Annotated in this window: 10 protein-coding genes; 2 read left to right on the forward strand and 8 right to left on the reverse strand. The window is 68.7% G+C overall.

Annotated elements, in window-relative coordinates; all coding sequences use genetic code 11:
- Position 1 precedes the first annotated feature (1 nt).
- From GW587_RS20125 to GW587_RS20155, 7 genes are read right to left on the reverse strand one after another with little or no spacing between them, the layout of a single operon-like run.
- A complete protein-coding gene (locus tag GW587_RS20125; protein WP_166106388.1) occupies positions 2 to 1,531 on the reverse strand; it encodes a hypothetical protein in 1,530 nt (509 codons plus the stop codon).
- The gene (locus tag GW587_RS20130) at positions 1,528 to 3,045 is read right to left on the reverse strand and encodes a hypothetical protein (protein WP_166106389.1); all 1,518 of its coding nucleotides are present in this window, start codon (positions 3,043 to 3,045) and stop codon (positions 1,528 to 1,530) included. The genes GW587_RS20125 and GW587_RS20130 overlap by 4 nt, the downstream gene beginning before the upstream one ends.
- 11 nt (positions 3,046 to 3,056) lie before the next feature.
- Entirely contained in the window at positions 3,057 to 3,794 is a 738-nt protein-coding gene (locus GW587_RS20135; protein WP_166106390.1) for an SDR family oxidoreductase, read from the reverse strand.
- 4 nt (positions 3,795 to 3,798) lie between these two features.
- Positions 3,799 to 5,094 carry an FAD-binding oxidoreductase gene (locus GW587_RS20140; RefSeq protein WP_166106391.1) on the reverse strand — a complete coding sequence of 432 codons (1,296 nt, stop codon included), beginning with the start codon at positions 5,092 to 5,094 and terminating at the stop codon, positions 3,799 to 3,801.
- Positions 5,094 to 5,492, reverse strand: a complete 399-nt coding sequence (locus GW587_RS20145; protein ID WP_166106392.1) for a GtrA family protein — start codon at positions 5,490 to 5,492, stop codon at positions 5,094 to 5,096. Before GW587_RS20145 ends, GW587_RS20140 begins: the two co-directional genes overlap by 1 nt.
- Before the next feature lie 59 nt (positions 5,493 to 5,551).
- Positions 5,552 to 6,742 (reverse strand): acyltransferase family protein, encoded by a 1,191-nt coding sequence (locus GW587_RS20150; RefSeq protein WP_166106393.1) that lies wholly within the window; start codon positions 6,740 to 6,742, stop codon positions 5,552 to 5,554.
- Positions 6,739 to 8,265 carry a DEAD/DEAH box helicase gene (locus tag GW587_RS20155; protein WP_166106394.1) on the reverse strand — a complete coding sequence of 509 codons (1,527 nt, stop codon included), beginning with the start codon at positions 8,263 to 8,265 and terminating at the stop codon, positions 6,739 to 6,741. The genes GW587_RS20150 and GW587_RS20155 overlap by 4 nt, the downstream gene beginning before the upstream one ends.
- 179 nt (positions 8,266 to 8,444) lie before the next feature.
- Here GW587_RS20155 and GW587_RS20160 point away from each other — a divergent pair, with 179 nt between their 5' ends.
- Complete coding sequence (locus tag GW587_RS20160) at positions 8,445 to 11,546, forward strand: ligand-binding sensor domain-containing diguanylate cyclase (RefSeq protein ID WP_166106395.1); 3,102 nt, start codon at positions 8,445 to 8,447, stop codon at positions 11,544 to 11,546.
- A gap of 1 nt (position 11,547) precedes the next feature.
- Positions 11,548 to 11,733, forward strand: a complete 186-nt coding sequence (locus GW587_RS20165) for an oxidoreductase-like domain-containing protein (RefSeq protein WP_166106396.1) — start codon at positions 11,548 to 11,550, stop codon at positions 11,731 to 11,733.
- 53 nt (positions 11,734 to 11,786) lie between these two features.
- Here GW587_RS20165 and GW587_RS20170 read toward each other — a convergent pair whose 3' ends face one another.
- Positions 11,787 to 13,508, reverse strand: coding sequence for a methyl-accepting chemotaxis protein (locus tag GW587_RS20170; RefSeq protein ID WP_166106397.1), 1,722 nt, complete (start codon positions 13,506 to 13,508; stop codon positions 11,787 to 11,789).
- Between the last annotated feature and the right edge of the window lie 87 nt (positions 13,509 to 13,595).

The following is a 13,595-nucleotide window of genomic DNA, read 5'->3' on the forward strand; positions in this document are numbered from 1 at the left end:
CTCAGGGCATGAAACCGCGCCGCAAGCCACCGCCGGGAAACACCGCCACCTCGAAGATGCCGCAATCGACGCGTGCCGCCGGCGTGCCGTTAAGCCGGATCAGCGTGTCGAGGTCCAGCCCTTCGGCGTGGCGCACCAGCGCGAAGTCGTAGTTGGCGCGGAACACCTTCTCGCTGGTGATCCAGTGGAACGCCCGCAGTTGCTGGTCGTACGGCGCGATCTGCGGGCGATGGCGGCTCAACATGCCGACCCGCTTGGCGTCCCAATAGCTCGCCACACCATGCCGCAAGCCGTAGTGCGCGATCACCTGGTCCATGCACGCCACCTCAGGCGGATAATACGCCGGCTGCACCAGCGCGACATCGCGCAGCGCCGGCCGCAGCATCGCCTGCGTCGGCCATACCGTGGCCGCCAGCAACGCCAGCGTCAGCCAAACCCGCCGGCGCTCGGGCAGCAGCAGGTACAGCAGCGCCGGGCCGGCCAGCAACGGCAACACGTAGGCCGGAATGAAATAGCGCACCGTGAACAGATTGGTCGACACCAGCGTCGCCGCCAGGCAGGCGGCGGCCGACAGCCAGCTGAACAGCGCCAGGCGCGCCGCCGCCGGATCGGCGATACGCCAGCCGCGCCCCAGCAGCGTGCCCGGCAACAGCAGCGTCAGCGCCGTGTAGTAGGCCGCCAGCCCCAGCGTGCCGGCGCGCGACTCGCGCCAGGATTCGCCCAGCATCTGCGCCAGCGCCGGCAGGTTCTGCGCCAGCGCCGCCGGCGACACGCCCCAAGGCAGCCGCAGCGGATGCGCCACCAGCCACTTGACCTTGTACAGCAGGATTCCCGCCAGCGCGCCAAGCACGATGGCGGCGCACGCCGCCTTCCACGGCCGGCCGCCGCGCCGGTCCAGCAGCCACAGCGTGGCCAGCGCGGGCAGCGCGAACTGCAGCAGGTACAGCCGGTCCGATACGGTGGCCAGCAGCGCCACCAGCGCCAGCGGCCAGTGCACGCGGCGCGCGCGGTCGTGGCCGTGGTCCTGGTCGAGCAGGCGCAGCGACAGCAACAGCAGCAGGAACACGCCGCAATGGAAGCCGCTCAGATAAAAATAGTTGTACGGCACCATGCCGTCCATCGCCCAGCTGAACAGCAGCACGCAGGCCCAGCCGGCCGCCACCATCGCCTGGTGCGTCGCCATGCCACGGCGCAGCAGCGCCAGCGACAGCAGGAACAACAACAGGCCTTGCAGCACGAAGAACAGCGGCAGCGCATGGAAGAAGTCGCCGCCGACATAGTTCGCCAGAAAGAACAGCGGCCAGTCCGGGAAGAACGACGGCGCCGGCGTCAGGTTCCAGTGCGACAGCTTGCCGCCCTGCTCCACCAGGTCGCGGTACAGCGCCGGCAGGAAGTCGGTGTCGGAGTGGAACAGCAGCGCCAGGTCGCCCTTCAGCTGCAGATACCACAGCGCCGACGCCAGCAGCGTCAGCCCGAGGCATAGCGCCGCCAGCGCGGCGCCGGCGATGCGCAGCGGGCGCGCCGGCGTCATGGCGCGCCGCCCTGCAGCCGCAGGCCGCCGCTCGGATAGGCCAGCACCTGCAACGGTCCGCAGGTGACCGCCGCCTGCGGCGCGCCGCTGCGTGCGGTGACGAGGGACGGTTGCGGCCGCTCGCCGTCGGCCGCGTCGGCGGCCACCAGCGCGAAATCGTAGTTGTCGCGGAAGTTGTCCAGGGTGGTGATCCACTTCAACGGCGCCAGGTCGGCCTTGACCGGCGCCACCGTCGGCCGCTGCCGGCTGTGCATCGCCAGCCAGCCGGCGTCCCAGTAACCACCGTAGCCGTGCTGCAGCGAATACAGCGCCAGCACCCGGTCGACGCAGGCCACGGTCTCCGGATAGTAGGCCTGGCGCAGCGGGCCGGACGCGGCCACCTTGCCGGCCAGCGGCCACAGCGCCAGCAGCGCGGCCAGCGTCAGCGGAAGATAGCCGTGCGCGGCGGCGCGGCGCGGCCATTGCGCCGCCAGCAGCAGCGGCCCCAGCACCAGCGGCAGCAGCGCCGCCGGGATCAGGTAGCGGGTGGTGGCCGGCGCCGACGAGATCGCCATCACCAGCAGCAGGCCGGCGGTGCCGCACAGGCTGAACATGCCGAGCCACGCCGCTTCAAGGCCGGCCAGGCGCCAGCGGCCTCGGTTCAGCAGCGTACCCGGCGCCAGCGTCAGCAGCAGCGCGTAATACAACGCGCAATACCAGGCCAGCGGCGCGCACTGCGCGCGCAGCGTGTCGAACATGGCCAGCAGGTCGCCCAGGTTGACGCCCAGCCGCGCCGGCGCCAGCTTCCACGGCATGCTGACGCTGTTCGGCACCAGCAGCTTGAATTTGTACAGCAGCACGCCGGCCACGCAACCGGCCAGCAGCGCCGCGCACAGCCGGCGCCAGTGCGGCACGCGCGCGCGCATCAGCACCAGCAGACCCAGCGATGGCAGCACGAACTGCAAGCCGTACAGGCGGTCCGATAGCACCGTGACCGCGACCAGCAGCGCCAGTCCGGCCTGCGCGCCGCGCGTCACGGGGCGCTCGGCCAACAGCGGCAACAGCATCAGCAACCCGGCCAGCACCAGCAGGAAAGTGCCGAAGTGATAGGAGCCCAGCATGACGTAGGCGTACGGGAAGGCGCCGCCGGCGGCGGCGGCGCATACCGCGACCGTGGCCAGCGTGGCGCCGGCCAGCGCCGGCGTCCACGCCATGGCGCGGCGCGCCAGCAGCGCCGCCAGTCCCCACAACGCCAGCGCCTGCACCGCCATCAGCGCCGCCATCGCGTGGAAGGTGGTGCCGGCCAGCCAGCGCAGGCCGAAGTACAGCGGCCAGTCCGGGAAGAAGTACGGCGCCGGCGTCAGGTACCAGCGCTTCAGCCGGCCGCCCTGCTCGATCACGTTGTCGTACAGTGTCGGCAGGTACAGCGCGTCCGAGCTGAAGAAAAATTCGGTGTCGACCGCCAGTTGCAGATAGACCACGGTCATGCCGGCGACACCCAGCAGCGCCAGCAGCACGGCCAGCGCCGATTGCATGCCCGGCCGCATCACAGGCTCAGTTTTTTGAAGATGGCCTCGGGGACGGCGCGGATGATGGCCATGATGCCCCACCAAAAGAACGGCGTGTACAGCACGTTGCGGCGCTGGTCCATGGCCTTGACGATGGCCTGCGCCACCTGCTCCGGCGTGGCCCACAGCGGCCCCTTGGGAAAGGCCGCCGTCATCGGCGTGTCGACGAAGCCGGGCTTGATGGTCAGCACGTGCACGCCGCTTTTTTGCAGCCGGTTGCGCAGGCCCTGCAGGAAGATCGCCAGCATGCCCTTGGCGCTGCCGTACACATAGTTGGACTGGCGGCCGCGATCGCCCGCCACCGAGCCGATCACGGCGATGACGCCGGCGCGCTGCGCCTCGAAGCGGTTGGCGACGTGCGTCAGCAGGCCGATCACGCTGAGCGCGTTGGTGCCGATCTCGCGCAGCGCCAGCGCGGCGTCGGCCTGGCAGGCTTGCTGGTCGGGCAGCGTGCCGTGCGCGATTAGCACCGCGTCCAGCCCGCCCATGGCGGCGGCGGCCTGCTCGATGACGGCGGCGTGACGTTCATGGTCGTTGGCGTCGAAGCGCGCGCCGGCGGTGGCGGCGGCGCCGCGCAGCTTGAGGTCGGCCAGCAGCGCGTCCAGCCGCTCGCCGTTGCGGGCCAGCAGGTACAGGCTGTCGCCGCGCTGGGCGAAGCGGCGCGCGGTCGCTTCGGCGATGGCGGAGGTGGCGCCGATGATGAGGATTTTTTGCATGAAGTCAGAGTCCGAGTCGGTTGGATTGGTGGGAGGCGAACGCCCCCAGGGCGCCGTACTGGCGCCGCACGTGCTGGAATGCGGTGTGCAGCGGATAGCTGCGTTGGAAGGTGGCGCCGCTCATGCGCGCGTCCTTGGCCAGGTAGAGCCGGCCGCCGGCGGCCAGCACCATGGCGTCGAGCTCGTCGAGCATGGCGAACAGGCCGGGCTCCAGCTTGAAGTCCAGCGCCAGCGTATAGCCTTCGAGCGGGAAGGACAGGTAGTTGTCGTTGGCCGGCCCGAAGCTTTTCAGCACCGCCAGGAACGAGCCGCGCCCGGCCGCCGCGATGCGTTCCAGGATCGCCGCCAGCGGCGCGGCGCCGGCCGCGCGCGGAATGACGAACTGATATTGCACGAAGCCGGCCTTGCCGTACAGCCGGTTCCAGTGCAGCAGGCCGTCGAGCGGATAGAAGTACGGCGCGTAATGCACCCGCTGGCGCGCCTGGCGCGGCAGGTAATAGTACAGCGCGTTGAAGGCGCCGATCGAATGACGGTTCAGCAGTTGCGGCGGCAGGTCGACCGGCAGCGTGCGGCTGCGCCCGGGCAGCGGCGCCAGCCCGCCATCGGCCGCGTGCTCGCCCAGCATCAGCAGCGAGCGGCCCAGGCTGGCGCCGCGCGCCAGGCAATCGATCCAGGCCACCGAATAGCTGGCGCCGCGATGCCGCTCGAACAGTTCCAGCACCTCGGCCAGCGAACCGGCGCGCAAGGTGGTCTGCTCGATATAGGCGCTGGCGACGCGCCGCATGCGCAGCGTGACGGTGAGGATGACGCCGGTCAGGCCCATGCCGCCGCAGGTGGCGCGGAACAGTTCCGGATGTTCGAGCGGCGAGCAGCGCAGCACCCGGCCGTCGGCCAGCATCAGCTCCAGTTCCTGCACGTGCCGGCTGAAGCAGCCGTCGATGTGGTGGTTCTTGCCGTGCACGTCGCTGGCGACGGCGCCGCCGACGGTGACGAAGCGGGTGCCCGGCGTCACCGGCGGGAACCAGCCGCGCGGCAGCAGCACCGCGATCAGGTCGGCCAGCGTGGCGCCGGCTTCGCAGCGCAGCACGCCGCTGTGCTCGTCAAAGCCCAGCAGCAGGTGGCGCGGCGCGCTGTCGAGCACCAGCGGCGCCAGCGCGCTGTCGCCGTAGCTGCGGCCGAGGCCGCGCGCGATCAGCGGCTCGCCGGCGCCCGCCAGCGCGCCGGCCAGTTGCGTCGCGGTGGCCGGCGCCAGCACGCGCGCTTCGGCCACCGGATAGCGTCCCCAGCCGTGAATGCGCATCAGGCCGCCGCGAGAAACACGTAACGCCGGTCCAGCTGGTATTTGCACAGATAGCCGATGGCCAGGCCCAGCACGGCGCCGGTGTAGCGCGCCGTGCGGCTGTCGAACAGGTAGTCGAAGCCGAACTCGAAGCTCCAGAAGATCACGGTGGTGGCCAGGCCGGCCACGGTGTACAGCAGGAACACCCGGCCTTCGTGGCTGACGCTGTCGGCGCGGAAGCGGAAGATGTAGCGCTTGTCCAACAGATACTTGAGCACCAGGCCGGCGCCGGTGCCGCCGCAGGCCGCCAGCAGCACGCCGTAGGGGCCGTCGTAGACGCGGATGCACAGATCCTGCACCGCGATGTTGAACAGCGTGGCGATCAGGGCCAGCAGCAGGTAGGTGGGCGCCAGTTTCATGGTTAATAAATAAATGTTAGCGAATCGCATAATACAGCATCGCCGGCGCCGATGTGGGCTCAGGCCCGCCGCGCCACCATCGATGCCGGCCGCCAGCGAATGCGGCGCTCGAACACGCGGGCGAAGGCGTAGGCGGAGGCGATGCAGGCAGGCGCCGCCAGCAAGGCCAGCGCGGCGAATTGCCGCAGCGCGCCCAGGCCGGCGTAGGCCGGCAATTGCTGCAGGCCGGTGTACACCGCGGCGACGATGGGCACGTGGATCAGGTACAGCGAATACGAGAAGCCGCCGATGCCGACCAGCCAGCGCCGCTCGAGCACGGCGCGCGGACGCCGGCCCGGCGCCAGTCCGCTCAGCACCACCAGCAGCGCCGCCGTGAAGGCGCCGGCCAGCGGATCGATCAGCGGATAATGTTGGCCGAAGCGGATCGCCCCCGCCACATCGACGATGCGGTAGTGGTGCAGCACGCCGCCCAGCAGCGCCAGCAACAGCGCCGCGATCAGCCAGGCGCCGCGCCGGCAGCGCGCGCGCAGCGCGGCGAACGCCGCACCATGCGCCAGCGCGGCGGCCGCGATGCCCATCGCGAACAGCGCGATGAAGAACGGCGGTTGCGGCACCGAGGCGTCCAGCGGCAGCCGAGGGAAGCGCGACGACAGCTCCGTCAAGCCCCAGGCGGCGGCCAGGCTCAAGGCCATCAGCGCGCCCAGGCCGAAGCGGCGCAGCAGCCAGATCAGCAAGGGGAAGACGAAATACAAATGCCATTCGCAGGCGATGCTCCAGAACGGGCCGTTGATGGTGTTGTACTGGCCGTACAGGTCTTGCAGCAGCAGCAGATTGCTCCACCAGACCTGGCTGGAGATGGTGGCGGTCAGGCCCAGGTCGTTGCGTCCCCAGGCCGCCAGCGGCACGAAGCAGTTGACCAGCAGGATCAGGAACAGCGTGGCCAGGTAGGGCGGCAGGATGCGCAAGGCGCGCGCCACGAAGAACGATGGCAGGCCGGCGCCGATGCGGTCGCCATTGCGGACCACCGGCAGCGCCAGGCAATAGCCGGACAGCACCAGGAAGGCATCGACCCCCAGGTGCATATACATCAGCAGGTTGAGCGGCAAGGCGGCCCATGCGGTCTGGGCTTGCCAGCCGATCGCGAACAGGTAGATGTGGCCGAACAGCACCCACAGCGCGGCGAGCGCCCTCAGGCCATCAAGGAACAGCAGGCGGTCGGCGTCGACCGTCCGGCCCGCGTCCGGACTCAAGATTTAGGCGCGCCGCCCAGCAGGAAGGCGATTTTCTGCTTCGGCTTGGTGGAAGCGGCGCCCAGCGCGGCCGGCGCCGGCGCGGCGGCCTTGGCCGGCTCGTACGGCTTGAGGAACCACGGGTCGACTTTTTCGCGACGGCCGCCGCCGTACGACGACGGTGCGCCGGCCGCGCGCGGCGGACGTTCGCCGCGTTCGCTGCGATCGCGTTCGCCGGAACGGGCCGGCGGCGCGGAGCGGCCGGGCGCCGCGTCTTCGGTGCGGCGCGGACGGCGTTCGCCGCGCTCGTCGGCGAAGCTCGGCGCCGGGTTGAAGTTGCCCAGCTCGCCACGGGTGATGGTTTGCTTGATCAGCTTCTCGATGTCGACCAGCAGCCGCTCGTCCTTGTCGGAGTAGATCGACAGCGCGTCGCCGGAGGCGCCGGCGCGGCCGGTGCGGCCGATGCGGTGCACATAATCTTCGGCGTTGTACGGCAGGTCGTAGTTGATCACGCACGGCAGGTCGGTGATGTCGAGGCCGCGCGCGGCGACGTCGGTGGCGACCAGGATGTCGATCTCGCCCTTCTTGAACGCGTCCAGTGCGGCCATGCGTTCCTGCTGCGTCTTGTCGCCGTGGATCGCGACCGCCTTCATGCCCTCCTGCTCCAGCCCCTTGGCCAGGCGCGAGGCGCCGATCTTGGTGTTGGAGAAGATGATCACCTGCTTCAGCTCGCGCTGGCGCAGCAGGTGCGCGGTCAGCGCATGTTTTTGATTCTCCGCCACCTTGTAGACGATCTGCGTGACCTTGTCGGCGGTCTGGTTGCTGCGCGCGACTTCGATCGTGATCGGATCGTTGAGGAAGGTGTTGGCCAGCTTCTTGATCTCCGGCGAGAACGTGGCCGAGAACATCAGGTTCTGGCGCTGCTTCGGCAGCAGGTTGATGATGCGCTGCAGGTCAGGCAGGAAGCCCATGTCCAGCATGCGGTCGGCTTCATCCATGACCAGCATCTGCACCTGGCCGAGGCTGATGTTCTTTTGTTCGATATGGTCCAGCAAACGGCCCGGGGTGGCGATGACGATCTCGACGCCGGCCTTGAGGATGATGGTCTGGCCCTTCATGTCCATGCCGCCGAACACCACGGTCGACCGCAGCGGCGTATGCTGGGCGTAGGCCTTGACGTTCTCGGCCACCTGCACCGCCAGTTCGCGGGTCGGGGTCAGGATCAGCGCGCGCACCGGATGCCGCGCCGGCGAGGTGCTGGCGCTGGCGTGGGCCAGCAGCATCTGGATGATCGGCAGCGAGAAGCCGGCGGTCTTGCCGGTGCCGGTCTGGGCCGCGCCCATGACGTCGCGCCCCTGCAGCAGCACGGGAATCGCTTGCGCCTGGATCGGCGTCGGATGCACATAGCCCTGGTCGTCCAGCGCGCGCAGGATGGCCGGCGACAGGCCGAAATCGGCGAAACGGACTTGGGCCGGAGCGGCGGCGACGGGCTCGGCGGCGACCTGCTCGGGAATGGACGGGGTAATGATCTCGGTGTCGGACATAGTGTTTGCTGAAGAGTGACGGGGCTGAAAAAAGTACGCCGTCACAGAAAGAGAGACAATGAAGCGCCGTAAACTATACCCTAATTTACGGCAACTGCGCTAAAAACCAGCAGCTTTAATATGGAAACCATTGCATCATTGGCATGTATAATAGCCGATCTGTCATCGGATACTCCCTCATGCACCTGCTTTCGCCGGTAATACGCCGCTTTCTGTCGATCCTCCCTCTGCTGGCCCTGCTGCTGACGCTGCTGGACGCGTCCGCCGCGCCGGCGCCGTCGCTGCGCTTCAAGAAGCTCGGGCCGCTGGGCGGCGACGAACCGTCGATGCTGTCGCTGCTGCAGGACCGCAAGGGCTACGTCTGGGTCGGCACCCACACCAACGGCCTGTACCGCTACAACGGCTACCAGGCGGTCAAGTACATCAACAATCCCAACGACGAGCACAGCCTGCCGCACGACCGCGTCTCGGCCATCTTCGAGGACCAGCAGGGCCGCATCTGGGCCGGCACCCAGAACGGGCTGGCGCGCTTCAACCCGGAGAGCAACAACTTCACCGTGTTCGCGCCGCCCGGCAAACCGCCGAAGAACCACCGCATCATCAAGAACATCATTTCCGACGGCAAGAGCGGGATGTGGGTCGGCAGTTGGGGCGGCCTGCAGCACTTCGATCCGGCCAGCGGCAAGTTCACCGTCTACGCCCACGACGACGCCGATCCCGGCAGCCTGGCCAGCAACGACCTGAACGCGCTGGCGCTGGACGCCGGAGGCGGCGTCTGGGTCGGCACCTGGCCCGGCGGCCTGGACTATCTGGCGCCCGGCGCCAAGGTGTTCAAGCACCACCAGGTCGATCCGGCGCCGAAGCCGGACGCGCGCGTCAACATCGTGCGCGCGCTGCAATTCGACAACGGCGGCGCGCTGTGGATCGGCACCGAGTCGGGCGTGATCCGCTGGGACGGCAAGAGCGACTGGGACACGCGCAAGGCCATCGTCTCGCCGTACAGCCGCATCACCAACTTCAACATCGACAACAAGGGCGTGCTGTGGTGTACCACGCTGTCGGCCGGCCTGTTGCGCTGGAACGAGGCCGGCGGCGAGTTCGACCAGTTCGTGCACGCCGCCGACGATCCGTACAGCCTGCCGGGCGACAATCTGCGCGCGGTGATGCAGGATCGCGGCGGCATGTTGTGGATCGCCTCCTTCACCGACGGCATCAGCCTGGCCAACCTGTCGAGCGAGGGCTTCACCCGCCACGTGCCGTTCCGCATCGACAGCCGCTCGGCGCCGGCCAGCAACGCGCTGCTGAGCCTGGCCCGCGCGCCGAACGGCCGCGTCTGGTTGGGCGGCAACGTCGGCATGAGCTTGTACGATCCGGCCAGCGGCAGCGTCATCAAGAGCTACCGCGCCGACGACAAGACGCCGGGCAAGCTGTCGCATTCGATCGTCTACAGCATGTACCAGGACGACGACGGCAAGGGGCCGCTGTGGCTGGGCACGTCGAACGGCTTGAACCGGCTGGACACGCCGGACTCGCCGTTCCAGGCCATCCACTTCGGCAACACCGCCAGCGACTACATCAACGCCATCGCGCCCGGCGCCGGCGGCGTGCTGTGGCTGGCCACCGGCAACAGCCTGATCCGCTACGAGATCAAGAGCGACGCCCGCAAGATCTTCTACAACGATCCGCAGGATCCGGGCAGCCGCAGCGTCAACGGCAGCTCGGCGGTGCTGGAGGACCGCCAGGGCCGGGTCTGGGTCGGCTCGGAATGGAACGGCGGCGGGCTCGACCTGCTGGACCAGGCCAGCGGCAAGTTCCGCCACTTCCGCCACCTCAACAACGACGTCGCCAGCCTCAGCGACGACAACGTTGCCAGCCTGCACGAGGATGCGCAGGGCCGGATCTGGGTCGGCACCAGCAAGGGCCTGAACCTGGTGCAGTTCGGGCCGGACGGCGCGGTCAGCTTCAAGTCGTACGCGGCGCCGATGCGGGCGCCGAAGATCCTGTCGATCCAGCACGACGCCGACGGCAAGATCTGGTGCAGCACCATCGCCGGCCTGTACCGGCTGGATCCGGCCACCGGCAAGGTCAGCCACTTCACCTCGTCGGACGGCTTGACCGAGGGCTTCACCGTCAACTCGGCGGCGGCGGCCGACGGCGTGCTGTACTTCGGCGGCGTGCACGGCATGACGGCGGTGCTGCCGGCGGCCGTGAAGACCAGCTCGGTCGCGCCGCAGGTGGCGATCACCGACATCACCGTGTTCAACCATTCGCTGCAGGACGGCAAGCCCAGCGCCAACGTCAAGGCCGAGGGCCCGGTGACGGCGCCGACCGCGCTGACCCTGTCGTCGCAGGCCTCGGTGTTCTCGCTGGAGTTCGCCGCGCTGCACTACACCGAACCGTCGGAGAACCGTTATTCCTACCAATTGCAGGGCTTCGACCGCGACTGGGTCGAGACCGACGCCGCGCACCGCAGCGCCAGCTACACCAACCTGAATCCGGGCCAGTACGTGTTCCGCGTCAAGGCCGCCAACCACCTCGGCGTGTGGAACGAGGAACCGGCGACGCTGAAGATCACCATCACGCCGCCGTTCTGGCAGCGCTGGTGGTTCCGCGCCGGCATCGCGGCGCTGGTGCTGGGCGCGCTGGTGCTGGCGTACAAGACCCGCATCCGCCGGCTGACCCGCCACCAGGCCCAGCTGGAACGCACGGTGGCGGCGCGCACCGCCGAGCTGGAGGAATCGAACCGCAAGCTGGCCGCGCTCAGCACCACCGACGGCTTGACCGGGGTCGGCAACCGGCGCGGTTTCGACCTGGCGCTGGAGGCCGAATGGCGCCGCGCCGCGCGCACCGGCCAGACGCTGGCGCTGTTGATGCTGGACGTGGATTTCTTCAAGAAGTACAACGATTTCTACGGCCACCAGGCCGGCGACGCGACGCTGCGCACGGTGGCCGAGCTGATCACCACGCACGGCCGCCGCACCAGCGATCTGGTGGCGCGCTACGGCGGCGAGGAGTTCGCGCTGCTGGCGGCCGCCACCGACGCCACCGATGCCTTCGGCGTGGCCGAGGAAATCTGCGCCGAGCTGGCGCGGCGCGCGCTGCCGCATGCCGAGTCGCCGTTCAGGATCTTGACCATCAGTATCGGCGTGGCGGTGATGGTGCCGGCCGAGGACACCTCGCCCGAGCTGCTGGTGCAGATGGCCGACCGCGCCTTGTACCGCGCCAAGGAAAAAGGCCGTAACATGGCCTTGCTGGCGCTGCCGCCTATCGATGGTGAGTAAGATGGATGTCCGGACCGATGACGATCCGCAGCCGGTGCCGCCGCAGCCGCCGGCGCCCGGCGACTGTTGCAGCAGCGGCTGCACCTTCTGCGTGGAAGACATGTACCAGGATGAGCTGGAGCGCTACCGCGCGGCGCTGAAGGCGTGGCGCGAGCGCCATCCCGAGCACACGGATCCGGCCGGCTGAGCCGAACGGCGTGAATGCCGCGATCGGCGCGGATGGGCGTTGCCGGCGCTGACCTAGAATTCTTCCCACTCGTCGCTGGCCGCCTGCCTGGCCGGCGACTTCAAGGCCTGCGGCGCGGCCGCGCGTGCGGCCACGGCGGGACGCGCGCCGGCGCGGACCGGTGCCGTCATCTTCGGCGCCATCGCCGGGCGCCGCGCCACCGGCCGCGACGCCGGCGCCGCGCCCGTCGCCAGCAACTTGAACACGCTGACCACCTCGCTCAACTTGCTCGCCTGCTCCTGCATCGATTCCGCCGCGGCGGCCGCCTCCTCGACCAGCGCCGCGTTCTGCTGCGTCACCTGATCCATCTGCACGATCGCGGTGTTGACCTGCTCGATGCCCGCGCTCTGCTCCACGCTGGCCGAAGTGATCTCGCTCATGATGTCGGTCACCCGGGTGATGCTGGCGACGATCTCGTTCATGGTGTTGCCGGCCTCGTTGACCAGCGACGAGCCGGCCTCCACCTTCTCCACCGAATCGTTGATCAGCGCCTTGATGTCCTTGGCCGCCGCCGCCGAGCGCTGCGCCAGGTTGCGCACCTCGGACGCGACCACCGCGAAACCCCGGCCCTGCTCGCCCGCGCGCGCCGCCTCGACCGCCGCGTTCAGCGCCAAAATATTGGTCTGGAACGCGATGCCGTCGATGACCGAAATGATGTCCACGATCTTGCGCGACGATTCATTGATCGACGCCATGGTGCCGACCACCTGTCCCACCACATCGCCGCCCTTGACCGCGATGCCGGACGCCGATTGCGCCAGCTGGTTGGCCTGGCGCGCGTTGTCGGCGTTCTGCTTGACGGTCGAGGTCAGCTCCTCCATCGACGACGCCGTCTCCTCCAGCGAACTGGCCTGCTCCTCGGTGCGCGAGGACAGGTCCTGGTTGCCGCTGGCGATCTCCGCCGACGCGGTGGCGATGGTGTCGGTGCCGTGACGCACCTGGCTGACCAGGGTCTGCAGGTTGCCGGTCATGTCCTTCAGCGCCTGCATCAGCTGCCCGGTTTCGCACGCGGTCTTGACGTCGATGTCGCGGGTCAGGTCGCCGCCGGCCACGTCGCGCGCCAGCGACAGCGCTTCCTGCAACGGCGCCGAGACGATGCGGGCGATCCACAGCGCCAGCGCCATGCCGATGCCGATGTTCAGCGCCAGCAGGATGACGGCGGTCATGCGCGCGCTGTTGTAGGTGACGGTGGCGGCGTCGCTGGCGGCGTCGCCGCCGTCGGTGTTGAGCGTGACCAGCTTGTTGACGATGGTGTTGATGTCGCCCAGCGTCTTGGCCGAACTGCCGCTGGCCAGCGCGCGCGCCTCGGCCACCTGGTTGGCGCGCGACAGCGCCATCATCTTGGCGTGATCGGCCATGAAGACGGTCCAGTTCTTGTCGAATTCCGCCGCCAGGTTTTTTTCTTCCGCGCTGGAGATCAGCTTGTCGTAGACCTCGCGGTGGGATTTCATGGTGGCCAGCGAGGCCTCCATGCGTTTCTCGTAATCGGCCTTGGCCTGCTCGCCCTCGTTGAGCATGTGCGCCAGCTCCCAGCGGCGCAGCTCGCCCACGTCGGTGCGCAGGTCCATGACGGCGCGCACGCTCGGCATCCAGTTTTCCGCGATGTCGGTGGAGGCCTGGTTGACCTTGCTCATCGAATAAATGCTGCTGACGCCCATTGCAAGCGTCAGCAGTAGCACTACACCAAAGGAAACGATCAGTTTTGTGGCGATTTTCAGATCATAAAACCATTTCATGGCGGTGCTCCTGAGAGTTGCTCTGGGCTAGCCAGTATGCAACTATCAGGAGCGCGGAGCTAGGGCGCCATGAGAGGGTGTGTGATC

Origin of the sequence: Duganella aceris, from assembly GCF_011090165.1 — a bacterium.
GTDB lineage: Bacteria > Pseudomonadota > Gammaproteobacteria > Burkholderiales > Burkholderiaceae_D > Rugamonas > Rugamonas aceris.